Annotated in this window: 1 protein-coding gene; it reads right to left on the bottom strand. The window is 66.7% G+C overall.

Annotation, left to right across the window (positions count from 1 at the left end; translation table 11 throughout):
* Window positions 1–336 (bottom strand): HDOD domain-containing protein (locus ACLJNW_RS23865; RefSeq protein WP_410961176.1); only part of this gene is annotated, 336 nt, incomplete at both ends.

Consider the following 336-nt stretch of genomic DNA (forward strand, 5'->3'; position numbering starts at 1 on the left):
GTATAGGGATGCTCGCTGCCAAGGTAGCTCTGCAGGGTGGCGACCTGGACCAGGTCGGTATAGTCCGCGCGCGGCGAGTTGCGGGCGAAGTCCAGGTGCTGGCGCGGGACCTCGGCGATCGGCGCGGGGAAATCCCAGGCCTTGAGAATGCGCTCGCCGATCAGCGGATGGATGCGCTCGATCACATGGCTCAGGCTGATGGAGTCCGACAGCAGCTCGTTGTGATCCTCGGCGTAGGTGAGGATCGGCAGCACGCCGATCTGGTGCACCAGTCCGGCCAGGGTCGCCTGGTCCGGCGCCAGGCGGGTGTAGTGACGGGCCAGCACGTGGCAGATG

This window comes from Salmonella sp. SAL4457, from assembly GCF_046548235.1.
In the GTDB taxonomy this organism is placed as follows: domain Bacteria; phylum Pseudomonadota; class Gammaproteobacteria; order Enterobacterales; family Enterobacteriaceae; genus Salmonella; species Salmonella enterica.